The organism is Variovorax sp. TBS-050B (assembly GCF_029893635.1).
Classification (GTDB): domain Bacteria; phylum Pseudomonadota; class Gammaproteobacteria; order Burkholderiales; family Burkholderiaceae_C; genus Variovorax.
Genome location: NZ_JARXYR010000002.1, coordinates 3,265,224 through 3,281,860, shown reverse-complemented (window position 1 = coordinate 3,281,860; position 16,637 = coordinate 3,265,224). Strand labels below are relative to the sequence as shown.

General features: G+C 68.1%; 13 protein-coding genes and 1 pseudogene. 2 read left to right on the top strand and 12 right to left on the bottom strand.

Going from position 1 to position 16,637, the window contains the following annotated elements; translation table 11 throughout:
* Positions 1-28: 28 nt before the first annotated feature.
* Both M2165_RS18250 and M2165_RS18245 read right to left on the bottom strand, forming a co-directional pair.
* Positions 29-739 (bottom strand): ABC transporter ATP-binding protein, encoded by a 711-nt coding sequence (locus M2165_RS18250; RefSeq protein ID WP_280815994.1) that lies wholly within the window; start codon positions 737-739, stop codon positions 29-31.
* On the bottom strand, positions 739-1,509 hold the full coding sequence (locus tag M2165_RS18245) for an ABC transporter ATP-binding protein (protein ID WP_280815993.1): 771 nt from the start codon (positions 1,507-1,509) through the stop codon (positions 739-741). The genes M2165_RS18250 and M2165_RS18245 overlap by 1 nt, the downstream gene beginning before the upstream one ends.
* A gap of 248 nt (positions 1,510-1,757) precedes the next feature.
* Here M2165_RS18245 and M2165_RS18240 point away from each other — a divergent pair, with 248 nt between their 5' ends.
* Positions 1,758-2,960 carry an AGE family epimerase/isomerase gene (locus M2165_RS18240; protein WP_280815992.1) on the top strand — a complete coding sequence of 401 codons (1,203 nt, stop codon included), beginning with the start codon at positions 1,758-1,760 and terminating at the stop codon, positions 2,958-2,960.
* Positions 2,961-3,106: 146 nt separating this feature from the next.
* Here the strand turns inward: M2165_RS18240 and M2165_RS18235 are convergent, their stop codons facing one another.
* The 4 genes and pseudogenes from M2165_RS18235 to M2165_RS18220 all read right to left on the bottom strand — a co-directional run bounded on the left by M2165_RS18235 (position 3,107) and on the right by M2165_RS18220 (position 8,075).
* On the bottom strand, positions 3,107-4,669 hold the full coding sequence (locus M2165_RS18235) for a DHA2 family efflux MFS transporter permease subunit (RefSeq protein WP_280815991.1): 1,563 nt from the start codon (positions 4,667-4,669) through the stop codon (positions 3,107-3,109).
* Positions 4,670-4,702: 33 nt separating this feature from the next.
* A complete protein-coding gene (locus M2165_RS18230) occupies positions 4,703-6,022 on the bottom strand; it encodes an efflux RND transporter periplasmic adaptor subunit (protein ID WP_280815990.1) in 1,320 nt (439 codons plus the stop codon).
* A gap of 40 nt (positions 6,023-6,062) precedes the next feature.
* A pseudogene (locus tag M2165_RS18225) lies at positions 6,063-7,548 on the bottom strand (efflux transporter outer membrane subunit).
* Positions 7,545-8,075: a MarR family transcriptional regulator gene (locus M2165_RS18220; RefSeq protein ID WP_280815989.1), complete on the bottom strand. Its 531-nt coding sequence runs from the start codon at positions 8,073-8,075 to the stop codon at positions 7,545-7,547. The pseudogene M2165_RS18225 and the gene M2165_RS18220 overlap by 4 nt, the downstream one beginning before the upstream one ends.
* Before the next feature lie 80 nt (positions 8,076-8,155).
* Here M2165_RS18220 and M2165_RS18215 point away from each other — a divergent pair, with 80 nt between their 5' ends.
* Entirely contained in the window at positions 8,156-9,940 is a 1,785-nt protein-coding gene (locus M2165_RS18215; protein WP_280815988.1) for an ABC transporter transmembrane domain-containing protein, read from the top strand.
* Positions 9,941-10,066: 126 nt separating this feature from the next.
* Here M2165_RS18215 and M2165_RS18210 read toward each other — a convergent pair whose 3' ends face one another.
* From M2165_RS18210 to nuoL, 6 genes are all read right to left on the bottom strand, one after another.
* The gene (locus tag M2165_RS18210) at positions 10,067-10,525 is read right to left on the bottom strand and encodes a DUF1178 family protein (RefSeq protein WP_280815987.1); all 459 of its coding nucleotides are present in this window, start codon (positions 10,523-10,525) and stop codon (positions 10,067-10,069) included.
* A gap of 7 nt (positions 10,526-10,532) precedes the next feature.
* Positions 10,533-11,141 (bottom strand): NUDIX hydrolase, encoded by a 609-nt coding sequence (locus M2165_RS18205; RefSeq protein ID WP_280815986.1) that lies wholly within the window; start codon positions 11,139-11,141, stop codon positions 10,533-10,535.
* 117 nt (positions 11,142-11,258) lie between these two features.
* Positions 11,259-11,564 (bottom strand): DUF2818 family protein, encoded by a 306-nt coding sequence (locus M2165_RS18200; protein ID WP_280815985.1) that lies wholly within the window; start codon positions 11,562-11,564, stop codon positions 11,259-11,261.
* Positions 11,565-11,579: 15 nt separating this feature from the next.
* Positions 11,580-13,067 (bottom strand): NADH-quinone oxidoreductase subunit NuoN, encoded by a 1,488-nt coding sequence (nuoN, locus tag M2165_RS18195; protein ID WP_280815984.1) that lies wholly within the window; start codon positions 13,065-13,067, stop codon positions 11,580-11,582.
* A 28-nt stretch (positions 13,068-13,095) separates the two neighbouring features.
* Positions 13,096-14,571, bottom strand: coding sequence for an NADH-quinone oxidoreductase subunit M (locus tag M2165_RS18190; protein WP_280815983.1), 1,476 nt, complete (start codon positions 14,569-14,571; stop codon positions 13,096-13,098).
* A 25-nt stretch (positions 14,572-14,596) separates the two neighbouring features.
* Entirely contained in the window at positions 14,597-16,627 is a 2,031-nt protein-coding gene (nuoL, locus tag M2165_RS18185) for an NADH-quinone oxidoreductase subunit L (protein WP_280815982.1), read from the bottom strand.
* Between the last annotated feature and the right edge of the window lie 10 nt (positions 16,628-16,637).

The following is a 16,637-nucleotide window of genomic DNA, read 5'->3' as shown; positions in this document are numbered from 1 at the left end:
AGCGGAAAAATCGGGGGCCCGCGCGCGGCTACACGCCCAGCAGTTCGCCGAGCACCGGCATCTTGGCGTCGAGCTCCCGCGCGCCGAAGGCCTCGACCATGCGGCCGTGCTCCATGACGTAGAAGCGGTCGGCCAGCGGCGCGGCGAAGCGGAAGTTCTGCTCCACCATCACGATGGTGTAGCCCTTGGCGCGCAGCGTCTGGATCATGCGCGCGAGGGCCTGCACGATCACGGGCGCGAGGCCCTCGGAGATCTCGTCGAGCAGCAGCAGCCTGGCGCCGGTGCGCAGGATGCGCGCCACCGCGAGCATCTGCTGCTCGCCGCCCGACAGCCGCGTGCCAGGGCTGTGGCGGCGCTCGGCGAGGTTGGGGAACATCTCGTAGATCTCGGCCACCGACATGCCCTGCCCCGCGCCCTTGAGCGCCGGCGGCAGCAGCAGGTTCTCTTCGGCCGACAGGCTCGCGAAGATGCCGCGCTCCTCGGGGCAGTAGCCGATGCCGAGGTGCGCGATGCGGTGGGTCGGCATGCCGATGGTCTGCACGCCGTTGACTTCGATGCTGCCCTTGCGCGCACCGGTCAGGCCCATGATCGCGCGCAGCGTGCTGGTGCGGCCCGCGCCGTTGCGGCCGAGCAGCGTGACGACCTCGCCGGGCTGCACCACCATGTCCACGCCGTGCAGCACGTGCGATTCGCCGTACCAGGCGTGCAGTCCCTTGATCTGGAGTGCGGGCACGGCCATCAATGCGCCCCCTGCAGCTGTCCGTCGGTGGTGCCCATGTAGGCCTCCATCACCTGCGGGTTGCGCGAGACCTCGGCATACGGCCCCTCGGCCAGCACCGCGCCGCGCTGCAGCACCGTGATGGTGTCGGCGATGGTCGAGACCACGCTCATGTTGTGCTCGACCATCAGCACGGTACGCCCGGCCGACACGCGCTTGATGAGGTCCGCCACGCGGTGCACGTCCTCGTGGCCCATGCCCTGCGTGGGCTCGTCGAGCAGCATCAGCTCGGGGTCCATCGCGAGCGTGGTCGCGATCTCGAGCGCACGCTTGTGGCCGTAAGGCAGGTTCACCGTGAGTTCGTCCGCCTCCTGCGCGAGCCCGACCTCGGCGAGCAGCTCGCGCGCACGCGCATCGAGCGGCCGGAGCGACTTCTCGCTCTTCCAGAAGTGGTAAGAGGTGCCGAGCGCGCGCTGCAGGCCGAGGCGCACGTTCTCCAGCAGCGTGAGATGCGGGAACACCGCCGAGATCTGGAACGAGCGGATGATGCCGCGGCGCGCGATCTGCGCCGGCCGCTCGCCCGTGATGTCCTGCCCGTTGAAGAGGATGGTGCCGCTCGTCGGTTCGAGGAACTTGGTGAGCAGGTTGAAGCAGGTGGTCTTGCCCGCGCCGTTGGGCCCGATGAGCGCATGGATCGACCCGCGCACCACCGACAGGTTGACCTTGCTGACCGCGGTGAAGCCCTTGAATTCCTTGGTGAGCTCGCGTGTTTCGAGAATGACGTCGCTCATCTCGCGGAGTCGCCCGGATTCGAAAGGGTAAAGCGGTTCATAGGTCCATCTTTGGTTCACAGCCTCGACGCGGACCGATTGTTGGGGGGCGCCTCCCGCTTGCATACTGGGGCAAATGCCTATGCTGCAGTGCAACCGTGCACGCGGCCGGCCGCCGTTGTGGAGCGACTGTCGTTGCAATGACAATGCGCTTCGCCGCGACCCTGCCGCGCCTGTGCAGACACCCGATCATTCAACGTATGCCGCCCATGCCCGACTTCCGCTCGCCCGACTTCCTGACCGGCCACATCCGCCACACGCTCGACTTCTACGAACCCGTGAGCCGCGATTCCTCGGGCGGCTTCTTCCACTTCTTCAAGGACGACGGCACGGTGTACGACCGGCGCACGCGGCACCTCGTGAGCAGCACGCGCTTCGTCTTCAACCATGCGATGGCCGCGCGGCGCTTCGGCGACGCGAAGCACCTCGACCATGCGCGCCACGCGCTGGCCTTCGTGCGGCAGGCGCATGCGCAGTCCGCGGGCGGCTACGCCTGGCAGATCGACTGGCACGACGGCCGCGCGCAGGTGCAGGACGGCACGCAGCACTGCTACGGGCTCGCCTTCGTGCTGCTCGCGCATGCGCATGCGCTGATGGCGGGCGTGGACGAGGCGCGCGCGGGCCTCGACGACACCTGGCAGCTGATGGAGCGCCGCTTCTGGGAGCCGCAGCATGCGCTCTATGCGGACGAAGCCTCACCCGACTGGCGCGTGGCGCCCTACCGCGGCCAGAACGCCAACATGCATGCCTGCGAGGCGATGCTCGCCGCCTTCGAGGCCACGCGCGAGACGCGCTTCATCGAGCGCGCGCTCGCGCTCGCCGAATCGATCACCGGACGGCAGGCCGCGCTCGCCGACGGCCTGGTCTGGGAGCACTACCGCGAGGACTGGTCGATCGACTGGGACTACAACCGCGGCGACAAGAGCAACATCTTCAGGCCCTGGGGCTTCCAGACCGGCCACCTGACCGAATGGGCCAAGCTGCTGCTGCAGCTGGAGCGCGCGCTAGTTGACGCGGGACGCGAGGCGCCCGGATGGATCGTGCCGCGCGCGAAGCATTTCTTCGACACCGCGATGGCGCGCGGCTGGGACGCGGCCCACGGCGGGCTGGTCTACGGCTTCGGCCCCGACGGCGCGGTGTGCGACGGCGACAAGTATTTCTGGGTGCAGGCCGAGAGCTTCGCCGCCGCCGCGCTGCTGGCCGTGCGCACCGGCGACGCCGCGTACTGGCACTGGTACGACCGCATCTGGACCTACAGCTGGGCGCATTTCGTCGACCACCGGCACGGCGCGTGGTACCGCATCCTCACGCCCGACAACCGCAAGATCAGCGACGAGAAGAGCCCCGCCGGCAAGACCGACTACCACACCATGGGCGCATGCCACGACGTGCTGCGCGCCCTGGGCGCCTAGAAAGACGACAGAGCGCTCAACCGGCAAGGACCGGCGCAGCCAGGTCCCTTCGCGAACACCGCGGAACCGGCTCCGCCGGGCCGCTGGTGTTGCCCCCTCGAGGGGGGAGTCGAGCGACACGCAGTGCGCGAGGGACGGGGGTGGGCTTAATGCGCCCCCGCGGCCGCGTCGCCGCCGGCGCCGCCGCGCTGCGGCTTCGCGAGCCACACCAGCGGGATCAGCAGCAGGAACAGCAGCGCCGATGCATAGAAGATGTCGTTCGTCGCGAGCATGAACGACTGCTGGTCCACCAGCCGGTTGATCTGCCCCAGCACCTGCTCGCTGCTCAGGCCGCTGCTCGCCAGGCCCGACATCGCGCTCGTCGCCGCGGCGTTGCCCTGGTTCACCGACTCCGCGAGCTGCGAGTGGTGCAGCGCGGCGCGGTTCTCCCACAGCGTGGTGGTGATCGAGGTGCCCATCGCACCCGCGGTGATGCGCAGGAAGTTCGACAGCCCCGACGCGGCCGGGATGCGGTCGGGCGTGAGGCCCGAGAGCGTGATGGTCACCAGCGGAATGAAGAAGAACGCCATCGCGATGCCCTGGATGATCGTCGGGATGATGATCGTCACGAAGTCGGCCTGCGTGTTGAAGTTCGAGCGCATCCACAGCACCAGCGCGAACACCAGGAACGAGAAGGCCGCATAGCGGCGCGGATCGATCTTCGCCACCGTGAGCCCCACCACCGGCGAGAAGAAGATCGCCAGCAGCCCCACCGGCGCCATGATCATGCCGGCCTGCGTGGCGGTGTAGCCCATCCACTGCTGCAGCCACAGCGGCAGCAGCACCACGTTGCCGAAGAACAGGCCGTAGGCCACCGCCGTCGCCACCGCGCCCGACCAGAAGTTGCGGCGCTTGAAGAGCGAGAGGTCGACCACCGGATGCTTGTCGGTCAGCTCCCAGATCAGGAAGAAGGCGAAGCCCACGGCGGAGACCACGGCCATCGCCACGATCTCGGGCGAATGGAACCAGTCGAGCTCCTTGCCCTTGTCGAGCATGAGCTGCAGCGCACCCACCCACAGCACCAGCAGCGCGAGGCCGATGGCGTCGATCGGCACCTTGTGCGTGCCGCTCTCGCGCTTGCGGTAGAGCGCCCAGGTGATCACCGCGGCGACGATGCCGACCGGGATGTTGATGTAGAAGATCCACGGCCACGAGATGTTGTCGGTGATCCAGCCGCCGAGCAGCGGCCCCATCACCGGCGCGACCAGCGTGGTCATCGACCACATGGCCATCGCGAGGCCGGCCTTGGCGCGCGGATAGCTCGACAGCAGCAGCGTCTGCGACAGCGGGATCATGGGACCGGCGACGAAGCCTTGCAGCGCGCGGAACGCGATCAGCATCGTCATGTTCGGCGCCAGGCCGCACAGCAGCGAACTGACCATGAACAGGATCACGCTCGCCATGAACAGGCGGACCTGGCCGAAGCGCTGGGTCATGAAGCCGGTGAGCGGCACCGCGATGGCATTGGCCACCGCGAAGCTGGTGATGACCCAGGTGCCTTGCGTGGTGCTCACGCCCAGGTCACCGGAGATGGCCGGCAGCGACACGTTCGCGATCGACGAGTCGAGCACGTTCATGAAGGTGGCGGCCGAGAGCGCGATCGTGCCCCAGACGCGGGCGGCGCCCTCGAGCGGCGGATGCGCGACGTAGGCGGGAGCAGCAGTGGCCATGGGCTTTGCCTCTAGAACCGGAAACCGCGGCGATCAGCCGGGCTGCGATTGCGATGCGAGCTGCTGCTGCGAGTGCTGCGCGCCGGCCGGCCTGGCGGCCACCGCCGCACCGCGCCCGAGGTTGGCCGCGATGATGCGGTTCACTTCGGCATCGGCGCCGTCGTCGAGCTTGCTGTAGACCTGCGTCTGCGAGAGCGGCGTGGCGCGCGGTGCGTCGGCGAGCATCTTGCCGCTCTTCTGCGTGATGTCGACCTCGGCCACCATCGACAGGCCGATGCGCAGCGGGTTGGCCTTGAGCTGCTCGGGATCGAGCGCGATGCGCACCGGCACGCGCTGCACCACCTTGATCCAGTTGCCGGTGGCGTTCTGCGCCGGCAGCAGTGCGAAGGCGGCGCCGGTGCCCACGCCGAGGCCGGCCACCTTGCCGGTGTACTCGACCTTCTTGCCGTAGACGTCGGCCGTGAGCTTCACGGGCTGGTCGATACGGATGTTGCGCAGCTGCACTTCCTTGAAGTTGGCATCGACCCAGAGCTGGTGGAGCGGCACGATCGACATCATCGGCGTGCCGGCGGCCACGCGCTGGCCGAGCTGCACCGTGCGCTTGGCGACGTAGCCGTCGACCGGCGCCGGCATCGCGACGCGCTGCGTGGCGAGGTAGGCCTCGCGCACCTTCGCGGCGGCGGCCAGCACGCTCGGATGCTCGGCCACGGTGGTGCCCTCGGTCAGCGACTGGTTGCTCGCGAGCTGCTCGCGCGCGGCGACCACGCCGGCCTGCGCCGCGGCCAGCGCGCTCTTCGCGTTGGCGAGCTGCGTCTCGGCGTGGTTGAGTTCTTCCTTCGAGACCGCGCCGTTGCCCGACAGCGCGCGGCGGCGCTGCAGGTCGTCCTGCGCCTTAGCGATGTCGCTCTGGGCCTTGACGATGTCGGCCTGGCGCAGCGACACCTGGGCGGCCAGCGAGCCGTTGTTGGCGTAGAGCGTGCGCACCTGGCGCACCGCCTGCGCGAGCGCGGCCTCGGCCTGCTCGAGCGCGACCTTCGCATCGGCGGGGTCGAGCTGCACCAGCGGCTGGCCGGCCTTCACGAAGTCGGTGTCGTCGGCGTTGATGGCCATGACCGTGCCGCCGATCTGCGGCGTGATCTGGATCACGTTGCCCTGCACGTAGGCGTTGTCGGTGTCCTCGTAGTGGCTGGCGACCAGCCATTCGTAGAGGCCCCAGCCGCCGCCGGCGACGATCACCAGCGCGGCGAGCGCGGTCAGCGCGCGCCGCCGCTTGCCGTTGCCGGCGGGTGCTGCGGGTGCGGGTGCGGGAGAGGCTGCGGCTGCAGCGGGCGTCGGAGTGTTGTTGTCGCTCATGATGAAGTTCTTTCCGAAGACGAAGAGGAAGCCGGCCGGCTCAGTTCAATGCGCCACCGGCCGAAGACGGCGCGGCAGCCGTGGCCGCGGACGGCGCCTGCCAGCCGCCGCCGAGTGCGCGCGCCAGGCCCACCTGGGTGTCGAGGGCGCGCGCGGCCAGGTCGACGGCGAGCCGGCGCTGCGCGAGCACGGCGGTCTCGGCCGTCAGCACGTTGAGGTAGTTGCCCAGACCCGCGCGGTAGCGCTGCACCGCGATCTCGTAGGCGCCCTCGGCCGCGGTCTGGGCGGCGCGCTGCTCGGCCTGCTGGCGTGCGATCGACTGTGCGCTCGAGACCTGGTCGGGCCGCGTCGCGCACCGCGTCGATCACAGTGGCGTTGTAGCTCTCGATGGCGGCATCGAGGTCGGCCGACTTGCCGCGCAGGTTCGCGCGCAGCCGGCCACCCTCGAAGATCGGCAGGTGGATCGCAGGGCCCACGCCCCACTGCTCGCTGCCCGACTTGAGCAGCTTGCCGAAACCCAGGCTCTGGAAGCCGACGAAGGCCGTGAGGTTCACGTTGGGATAGAACTGGGTCTTGGCATTGGCCACGTCGCTCGTCGCGGCCTCGACGCGCCAGCGTGCGGCGGCGATGTCGGCGCGGCGGCCGAGCAGGTCGGCCGGTATCTCGGGCTGCAGCGCGATCGGCTTGACGGCCGAGAGCATCGGCGGCTTCAGCGCCGCGCTCGCGTTGGGCTGACCCACGAGCGCGTCGAGCGCATGCTGCTGCAGCGCGATCTGCTCGTTGAGCGCCTCGATCTGCTGGCGCGCCTCGGGCAGCCCGCCTTCGCTCTGGCGCAGTTCGAGGCGCGTGTCGAGACCGGCCGAGACGCGGTCGCGCACGAGCTGGAGGGTTTCGTCGCGCTGGGCCAGCGTGCGCTGCGCCACGCCGAGCTGCTCGTTGAGGCGCGCCCACTGCAAGTAGCTGCGCGCCACGTTGCTCGCGAGCAGCACGCGCGCGGCGTCGGCATCGGCGGCCGCGGCATTGGCGCTGCCGATCGCGGCGTCGAGCGCGGTGCGGTTCTTGCCGAAGAAGTCGAGTTCCCAGCTCGCGCCGAGCTGCAGCAGGCCGATGTTCTGCGTCGAGCCGCCGAGCGGCGCGGGATAGATGTAGTTGGTGTTGAACTTCTGCCGGTTGAGGTCGAGCTCGCCGCTGACCTTGGGCTTCAGTGCGGCGCCGGCGATGTCGGCCGTGGCCTGCGCGCGTGCGAGCCGGGCCTGCGCCACCTGCAGGTTGGGATTGCCGGCCAGGGCCTGGTCGATCAGGCCGTCGAGCTGCGCGTCGCCGAAGGCGTGCCACCACTGGCTGTCCACGCTCGAGACGGCCGCGGCACGGGTGTCGGCCGCGATGCCGAGCGAGGTGGCGTCGCGCATCTTCGCGTGGGCGCCGATGCCGGTCATGTCGGCACAGCCGGCCAGCGCCACCATGAGGAGCGCGGCAGCAACGACGGGAGCACGGCGCATGGCGCGCGCAGCGAGGGAATCGGTCATTCTTTGTCTCCACGGGCCGCGAGGGCCTGTGCGTTGTCGAGGATGCGGCGCAGGTAGCCCTTGAGCTGTTCCCACTCCTGCGGGTTGAAGTCGGACAAGAGCTCGTTCTGCACCCGGCACAGCACGTGCGGCACTTCCTTGGCGGCGGCGCGGCCTTCGTCGGTGAGCTCGATGTTGACCACGCGGCGGTCTTCGAGCGAGCGCACGCGGCGGCACAGGCCCTTGACCTCGAGGCGGTCGAGCAGGCGCGTCATGGCGCCGGTGTCGAGCTCGCAGGCGCGCGCCAGCTCGGCCACCGTGGTGGCGGCGCCGACGTGCAGCTTGTAGAGCGGCAGCCACTGCGGATAGGTCGGGCCGCCGGGTTCGCACAGCCGGGTCTCGACCGACTGCGCGACGGCGCTCACGATGCGGCGCATCAGATAGCCGACGCTCTCCTCGGCCTTGTAGGTCTCGGGGCGATAGAAGTCGACCCGCGGGCGGTCGGCCGGCCGGGAAGCTTCGCTCTGCGGAGTGTCTGTATCGCTCATGGCCCGAATATTAGCTGCCGAGGCAATTATTGTCAAGGCTGCTTTTGTAGGGGCAAGGGTCGGTCGTTAGAATCGCCGCCATGGCTTCCTCTCCCCTGTCCTCGCCGGCCAAGGGCTCACCCCGATCGTTGTCGGGCCTGGGCCCTTTTCTTCGCCCTTATCGCGTGCAGATCGTGCTGGCGGGCATCTTTCTCGTGATGGCGGCGGTCACCACGCTGGTGTTCCCGATGGCGCTGCGCAGCCTGATCGACGGCGGACTGATCAGCGCCGACAAGGGCGCGCAGACCATGGCGCTGCGCGAGCACTTCGGCGCTCTGTTCGCGGTGGCGGTGGCGCTCGGCATCTTTTCGGCGGCGCGCTTCTACACCGTCAGCTGGCTCGGCGAGCGCGTCACCGCGGATCTGCGCAACGCGGTCTACGAACGCGTGCTGCGGCAGAGCCCGGTCTTCTTCGAGACCACCCAGACCGGCGAAGTGCTGTCGCGCCTGACGGCCGACACCACGCTGGTGCAGACGGTGGTGGGCTCCTCGCTCAGCATGGGGCTGCGCAACGCGGTGATGGGCGTGGGTGCGCTCGCGGTGCTGATCTGGACCAATCCCTACGTGATGGTCCAGGTGATGGGCATCCTGGTGCTGGTGGTGCTGCCGAGCATGTGGTTCGGACGGCGCGTGCGCAAGCTCTCGCGCGCGAGCCAGGACCGGGTGGCCGACGCGAGCGCGATCGCGGCCGAGGTGCTGAACGCGATTCCGGTGGTGCAGAGCTACACGGCCGAGGCGCGCGAGGCGGCGCGCTTCCACGGCTCGACCGAGAACGCCTTCCGCACGGCCGTGCGGCGCACCCGTGCGCGATCGGTGCTCGTGGCCTTCATCATCATCGCCACTTCGGCGGCGCTGCTCTGGGGCCTGTACCAGGGCACGCAGGCGGTGCTGCGCGGCGACATCACGGCCGGCCATCTCGGGCAGACCGTGGTGTACGTGGCCATCCTCGCGGCCGCGACGGCGGTGCTCGGCGAGGTCTACGGCGACCTGCTGCGCGCGGCGGGCGCCACCGAGCGGCTGATGGAGCTGCTGCATGCGCCGGCAGCGATCGTCTCGCCGCCGCATCCCGCCACCACGCCGACGGCGGCGGCGGGCAGCGCGATCCGCTTCGAGGCGGTGAACTTCCACTATCCGTCGCGGCCCGGCACGCCGGCGCTCAGGGACTTCAGCCTCGACGTGACGCCGGGCGAGACGGTGGCGCTGGTGGGTTCGAGCGGCGCGGGCAAGAGCACGGTGTTCCAGCTGCTGCTGCGCTACTACGATCCGCAGTCGGGCCGGCTGCTGCTCGACGGCGCCCCGCTCTCTTCGCTCGCGCTGGCCGACCTGCGCACCCGCATCGGCCTGGTGCCGCAGGACGCGGTGATCTTCTCCGCCAGCGCCTTCGAGAACATCCGCTACGGCCGGCCAGATGCCAGCGCGGACGAGGTGCATGCCGCGGCGCGCGCGGCCTTCGCGCACGACTTCCTGCAGGCGCTGCCCGAGGGCTACGACACCTTCCTCGGCGAGCGCGGCGTGCGCCTGTCGGGCGGCCAGCGCCAGCGCATCGCAATCGCGCGCGCCATCCTCAAGAACCCGCCGCTGCTGCTGCTCGACGAGGCCACGAGCGCGCTCGACGCGGAGAGCGAGCGGATGGTGCAGGCCGCACTCGAATCGGCCATGGAAGGCCGCACGACGCTGGTGATTGCGCACCGCCTCGCGACGGTACAGCGCGCGGAACGCATCGTGGTGCTCGACCATGGCGGCATCGTCGAACAGGGCACCCATGCGACGCTGGTGGCGCAGGGCGGGGTCTATGCGAGGCTGGCGGCGCTGCAGTTCACGAGCTGAGGTCGGGAGCGGGTACCGGACGCAGAGGACGCAAAGGTTTCGCGAAGGGCGCGAAAGGGGTGCAAGAAGCAGAAAAGGAGAGCTGGTTGGCTCTCCTTTTCTTTTTTGCGGCTTGCGGTGCGGTTATTACTGCAGGGTTTCCTTGAGCGCGGCGGGGATCGGCAGCGGCATCACGGGAATGCCTTCCTCGAGCAGCGCGACGGTCTGTTCGGGCGTGGCGTGGCCGCGGATGCCGCGTTCCTCGGCTTCGCCGTAGTGCATCCTGCGCGCCTCGTCGGCAAAGCGGTCGCCGACGTCCTCGGTCTTGGCGAGCACCTCGCGCACGGCGCGCATCCAGCGCGCCTCGGGCGACTGCTCGGTCGAAGGGACGGCAGCCTTTGCCGGTGCGGGCGCCGCGGCCTCGGGCGCTTTCGCGTTGCCGAGGAGATTGAGGCGCGGCGCGCTCAGCAGCTTGACGATGCGCGTGTCGGCGCAGATCGGGCATTCGACCAGGCCGGCGGCGAGTTGGGATTCGAATGCTTCAGTGGACGCGAACCAGCCTTCGAAGCCATGGCCGTGCGCGCAGCGGAGATCGAGAACCTTCATGCGCGGATTATCCCGCGCCGCCCTGCGCCGGCGCCGGCTGCCAATCGAGAGCCCATGCCCCCGAGAGGACGTTCTGCAGCCAGAGCGCGCAGGTCAGCGATTTCGCGTCGGTGATGGTGCCGTCGCGGCACCAGCCGGCCACTTCCGCGGGCTTGGCCGTGAACACGTCGAGGAACTCGCCATGATCGAGCTGCCGCTCGCCGAGCGAGAGGCCGCGCGCAAAGTAGATGTGGATGATCTCGGTGGAGTACGCGACGGCGAGGTGCATGGCGCCGGCATGGGCCCATTCGCGCGCGGTGTAGCCGGTCTCCTCGAGCAGCTCGCGCCGGCCGCAGACGAAGGGGTCCTCGCCCGCATCGAGCTTGCCGGCCGGGAACTCGACCATCACATGGCCGACCGGGTAGCGGTACTGGCGCTCGAGCACCACGCGGCCGTCGTCGAGCAGTGGCACCACGACCACCGCGCCCGGATGCACCACGTACTCGCGCGTCGCGCTGTGGCCGTCGGGCAGGCGCACCGTGTCGCGGCGGACCTGGAGGAAGTTGCCGCGCAGCAGCGTCTCGCTGGCGGTGCATTCTTCGCGCAGATGCGAATCGGCGAGCGGTGAAGAAGTCATATCTCTCTTCCCCCCAGCCAGGAACACCGCGGAACCGGCTTCGCCGGGCCGCTGGTGTTGCCCCCTCGAGGGGGAAGTCGAGCCACACGGAGTGAGCGAGGGACGGGGGTGGGTCATCTAGTGTCGGTGCTTCATCAGGTAGCGCCAGGTGAAGCCGGGAAAGGCCAGCACGATGAAGAGCGCGCCGGTCACGGCATAGAACTCCCAGCCCTGCGGCGCGATCTGCCCTGCCTTGCGCTCGAACAGCAGGCCGATGCCGCCGGCGATGAAGTACAGCACCACGAGCTCGGCAAAGCGGATCGCGAGCGACTTGGCGCCGCCGGGCAGCGCCACCGCGCCGAACAGCCGTTCGTTGAGGAACGGCAGGTTGGCGGCGAGCAGCGCCACCAGCAGCACGACCCAGACCGATGCGGTTTGCGACACCGTCCGCGGCCGGGATCAGTTGGCCAGGGTGGCGACGATCGCCTTGGCGCACAGCGCCATCAGGCCACCGGGCACGATGCCCAGCACGAGGATCAGCAGCCCGTTGATCGACAGCACGGTGCGCACGTCGCGCGGCGCGGAGACGGTGCTGACCGTGACGGGTGCGTCGAAGTACATGACCTTGACCACGCGCAGGTAGTAGAAGGCACCGATCAGCGACATCACGACGGCGAACACCGCCAGGCCGATGTAGAGCGCCTGGCCGGATGCAACGAGTGCCTGGAGCACCGCGAGCTTGGCATAGAAGCCGACCAGCGGCGGCAGGCCCGCGAGCGAGAACATCGCGATCGCCATCACGCCGGCGTAGAGCGGGCTGCGCTGGTTGAGGCCGGCGAGGTCGGTGATCTCCTCGCTCTCGAAGCCTTCGCGTGCCAGCAGCAGGATGATGCCGAAGCTCGCGAGCGTGGTCAGCACGTAGGTCACGATGTAGAACATCGAGGCGCTGTACGCGAACTGGGCGTTGTAGGTGTTGCCGTTGACCACGCCGGCCACCAGGCCGAGCAGCATGAAGCCCATCTGCGCGATCGTCGAGTACGCCAGCATGCGCTTGAGGTTGGTCTGCGCGATGGCGGCCAGGTTGCCGACCAGCAGCGAGGCGATGGCGAGCAGCGCGAGCATCTGCTGCCAGTCGAAGGCGAGCGGCAGCAGGCCCTCGACCAGCAGGCGGATGATGATCGCGAAGGCAGCCAGCTCGGGCGCCGCGCCGATCAGCAGCGTGACGGCCGTGGGCGCGCCCTGGTAGACGTCGGGCACCCACATGTGGAACGGCGCCGCGCCGACCTTGAATGCGAGGCCCGCGACGATGAACACCAGGCCGAACACCAGCACCTGGTGGTTCACCTTGCCGCTCGCAATGATCTTGAACACCTCGTTGACGTCGAGCGAGCCGGTGGCGCCGTACATCATCGAGAGGCCGTAGAGCAGGAAGCCGCTGGCCATCGCGCCGAGCACGAAGTACTTCATGGCCGCCTCGCTGGCCACCGCATGGTCGCGGCGCAGTGCCACGAGGGCGTAGCTCGACAGCGTGAGCAGTTCGAGCCCGAGGTAGATCAGCAGGAAGTTGCTGCCCGAGATCATCACGAACATGCCGAGCAGCGCGAACATGCTGATGGTGAACAGTTCGCCGCCGCGCAGCATCGCGCGGTCGGCCGCATACGGGCGGCCGTAGACCAGGGTGACCATCAGCGCCACGGTGGCGAAGCACTTGAGCCAGTTGCCCATCGGGTCGCTCACGACCATGCCGCCGAAACCGTAGATCGTCTTGCCGTCGTTGGCGGCCAGGCCGGTCAGCACCGCCACCACGGCCAGCGTGAGCAGCGTCAAAACGTAGGTGCGCGTGCGGCGGGCGCTGGTGGTCGACAGGTCGACCAGCGCAATGATGCAGGCCATGACCAGCAGCACGATTTCAGGGTAGATCGCGACCCAGCTGAGTTTGTCAATCATCTCGTTCTCTTGTTCAGCGTCGCATCAATCAAGGCAGTTTCGACACGGCCACGTGGCGCAGCAGTTCGACCACGGACGCGTCCATCGCATCGGTGAAGGGCTTCGGATAGAGGCCCATCCACAGCACCGCGATCGCGAGCAGCGAGAGCATCAGGAACTCGCGCGCATTGATGTCGCTGAGTTCCTTGACGTGGTCGTTGCCCACCGGGCCGAGGTACACGCGCTTGTACATCCACAGGGTGTACGCCGCGCCGAAGATCAGCGCCGTGGCAGCCGCCAGGCCGATCCAGAAGTTGGCCTTGACCGCGCCCAGGATGACCATCCATTCGCCCACGAAGCCGGCGGTGCCCGGCAGGCCGCAGTTGGCCATGGCGAACAGCAGCGCGAAGGCCGCGAACTTGGGCATGGTGTTGACCACGCCGCCGTAGTCGGCGATCTGGCGCGAATGCACGCGGTCGTACAGCACGCCGATGCCCAGGAACATCGCGCCCGAGACGAAGCCGTGCGCGATCATCTGCACGATGCCGCCCGAGACGCCGAGTTCGTTGAAGATGAAGAAGCCGAGCGTCACGAAGCCCATGTGCGCGACCGACGAATAGGCCACGAGCTTCTTCATGTCCTGCTGCACCAGCGCCACCAGGCCGACGTAGATCACTGCGATCAGCGAGAGCGCGATCATGAGCCAGGCCCATTCGTGCGAGGCGTCGGGCGCGATCGGCATCGAGAAGCGCAGGAAGCCGTAGGCGCCGAGCTTCAGCATGATCGCGGCCAGCACGGCCGAACCGCCGGTGGGCGCCTCGACGTGCACGTCGGGCAGCCAGGTGTGGACCGGCCACATCGGCACCTTGACGGCAAAGGCCGCGAAGAAGGCGAAGAACAGGAAGGTCTGCGCCGTCGAACCGAGCTTGAGCTTGTGCCAGCCCAGGATGTCGAAGCTGCCGCCCGAGGTGTTGTACAGGTAGATCAGCGCCACCAGCATCAGCAGCGAGCCGAGCAGCGTGTAGAGGAAGAACTTGAAGGCCGCGTAGATCTTGTTGGGGCCGCCCCAGATGCCGATGATCAGGTACATCGGGATCAGCGTGGCCTCGAAGAACACGTAGAACAGGATGCCGTCGAGCGCGGCGAACACGCCGATCATCAGGCCCGACAGGATCAGGAACGCGCCCATGTACTGGTTCACGCGCTCGGTGATCACTTCCCAGGCCGAGATCACCACCACGACGGTGATGAACGAGGTCAGCAGCACCATCCAGAGCGAGAACCCGTCGATGCCCAGGTGGTAGCTGACGTTGAAGCGCGTGATCCAGCTCGCCTTCTCGACGAACTGCATGGCGGCGGTGCCGTTCTGGAAACCGGTGAACAGCGGCACCGTGACCAGGAAGCTCGCGATCGCACCGATGAGCGCAACCCAGCGCACGCCTCGGGCGTTTTCGTCGCGGCCGAACGCCAGCAGCGCGGTGCCGAATGCGATCGGCACCCAGATGGCAAGGCTCAACAAACCCATTTTTCTTTTTCTCCAGCGCTTGGACTCAGCGTTTGAACCAGACGAAGTACGTCATCAGGATGAAGATGCCGAGCAGCATCGCGAAGGCGTAGTGATAGATGTAGCCCGACTGCAGCCAGCGCACGACGCCGGAGATGCGGCCGACCACCTTCCACGAGCCGTTGACCAGGGCGCCGTCGATCAGCGCCTGGTCGCCGCCCTTCCAGAGGCCGGTGCCGAGCGCGCGCGCGCCGCGCGCCACGATGTTCTCGTTGATCCAGTCGAGGTAGTACTTGTTCTCGAGCAGGCGGTAGACCGGGCCGAAGGCGCGCTTGATCGCGGCCGGCACGGCCGGGAACTGCATGTACATCAGGTACGAGACCACCACGCCCGCGAGCGCGAGCCAGAACGGCGGCGTCTGCAGGCCGTGCAGCGCCATCGCCATCGGGCCGTGGAAGGCTTCGCCGAGTTCCTTCATCGCATGGTGCTTGGCAGCGTCGACGACGATCGCATCCTTGAAGAAGTCGCCGAAGAGCATCGGCTCGATCGTCATGTAGCCGATCACCACCGACGGGATCGCGAGCAGCACCAGCGGCAGCCACACCACCCAGGGCGACTCGTGCGGCTTGTGGTCGTGGTGGCCATGGCCGTGGTCGTCGTGCGCATGGTCGTCGTGGTGCGCGTCGGGGTTCTGGTCGTAGCGCTCCTTGCCGTGGAAGACCAGGAAGTACATGCGGAACGAGTAGAACGCCGTCACGAACACGCCGGCCAGCACCGCCCAGTAGGCGAACTGCGCGCCCCAGAGGTGGCTTTCCTTGACCGCCTCGATGATGCTGTCCTTCGAGTAGAAGCCCGAGAACAGCGGCGTGCCGATCAGCGCGAGCGAGCCGAGCAGCGAAGTGATCCAGGTGATCGGCATGTACTTGCGCACGCCGCCCATCCAGCGGATGTCCTGGTTGTGGTGCATGCCGATGATGACCGAGCCCGCGCCGAGGAACAGCAGCGCCTTGAAGAAGGCGTGCGTCATCAGGTGGAACACCGCGACCGAATAGGCCGATGCACCGAGCGCCACCGTCATGTAGCCGAGCTGCGAGAGCGTGGAGTACGCGACCACGCGCTTGATGTCGTTCTGGATGATGCCCAGGAAGCCCATGAAGAGCGCGGTGATCGCGCCGATCACGAGGATGAACGAGAGCGCCGTGTCGCTGAGCTCGAACAGCGGCGACATGCGCGCCACCATGAAGATGCCCGCGGTCACCATGGTGGCCGCGTGAATCAGCGCCGAGATCGGCGTGGGGCCTTCCATCGAGTCCGGCAGCCACACGTGCAGCGGGAACTGCGCGCTCTTGCCCATCGCGCCGATGAACAGGCAGATGCAGATCACCGTGATGAGCATCCACTCGGTGCCCGGGAAGGTGATGCCGGCCAGCGTGCCGGCCTTGGCGAAGGCTTCGCCGTAGTTCAGCGTGCCGGCATAGGCGGCGATCAGGCCGATGCCCAGGATGAAGCCGAAGTCGCCCACGCGGTTGACCAGGAAGGCCTTCATGTTCGCGAAGATCGCGGTCGGCTTGTTGAACCAGAAGCCGATCAGCAGGTACGACACCAGGCCCACCGCTTCCCAGCCGAAGAACAGCTGGAGCATGTTGTTGCTCATCACGAGCATCAGCATCGAGAAGGTGAAGAGCGAGATGTAGGCGAAGAAGCGGTTGTAGCCCTCGTCTTCCTCCATGTAGCCGATGGTGTAGATGTGCACCATCAGCGAGACGAAGGTCACGACGCACATCATCATGGCCGTGAGGCCGTCGACCAGGAAGCCGACTTCCATGCGCAGGCCGCCGACGGTCATCCATTCGTAGATCGTCTGGTTGAAGCGGGCGCCGTCGACGATGACCGACTGCAGCGTCATGGCCGAGATGACGAAGGCGACGAACACGCCGAGGATCGTCAGCGAGTGCGTGACCTTGCGGCCGATGTGGTTGCCACCGAACTTGGTGCCGAAGAGGCCGGCCGCGGCGGCGCCGACCAGGGGTGCCAGCGGAACGGCCAGCAGCGTGGATGCGGAGAGAGTTGCGCTCATGGTCAGTTCT

Coding starts and splice junctions, on each gene's coding strand:
- M2165_RS18250 (WP_280815994.1), bottom strand. CDS start 739: ATGGCCGTGCCCGCACTCCAGATCAAGGGACTGCACGCCTGGTACGGC.
- M2165_RS18245 (WP_280815993.1), bottom strand. CDS start 1,509: ATGAGCGACGTCATTCTCGAAACACGCGAGCTCACCAAGGAATTCAAG.
- M2165_RS18240 (WP_280815992.1), top strand. CDS start 1,758: ATGCCCGACTTCCGCTCGCCCGACTTCCTGACCGGCCACATCCGCCAC.
- M2165_RS18235 (WP_280815991.1), bottom strand. CDS start 4,669: ATGGCCACTGCTGCTCCCGCCTACGTCGCGCATCCGCCGCTCGAGGGC.
- M2165_RS18230 (WP_280815990.1), bottom strand. CDS start 6,022: ATGAGCGACAACAACACTCCGACGCCCGCTGCAGCCGCAGCCTCTCCC.
- M2165_RS18220 (WP_280815989.1), bottom strand. CDS start 8,075: ATGAGCGATACAGACACTCCGCAGAGCGAAGCTTCCCGGCCGGCCGAC.
- M2165_RS18215 (WP_280815988.1), top strand. CDS start 8,156: ATGGCTTCCTCTCCCCTGTCCTCGCCGGCCAAGGGCTCACCCCGATCG.
- M2165_RS18210 (WP_280815987.1), bottom strand. CDS start 10,525: ATGAAGGTTCTCGATCTCCGCTGCGCGCACGGCCATGGCTTCGAAGGC.
- M2165_RS18205 (WP_280815986.1), bottom strand. CDS start 11,141: ATGACTTCTTCACCGCTCGCCGATTCGCATCTGCGCGAAGAATGCACC.
- nuoN (WP_280815984.1), bottom strand. CDS start 13,067: ATGATTGACAAACTCAGCTGGGTCGCGATCTACCCTGAAATCGTGCTG.
- M2165_RS18190 (WP_280815983.1), bottom strand. CDS start 14,571: ATGGGTTTGTTGAGCCTTGCCATCTGGGTGCCGATCGCATTCGGCACC.
- nuoL (WP_280815982.1), bottom strand. CDS start 16,627: ATGAGCGCAACTCTCTCCGCATCCACGCTGCTGGCCGTTCCGCTGGCA.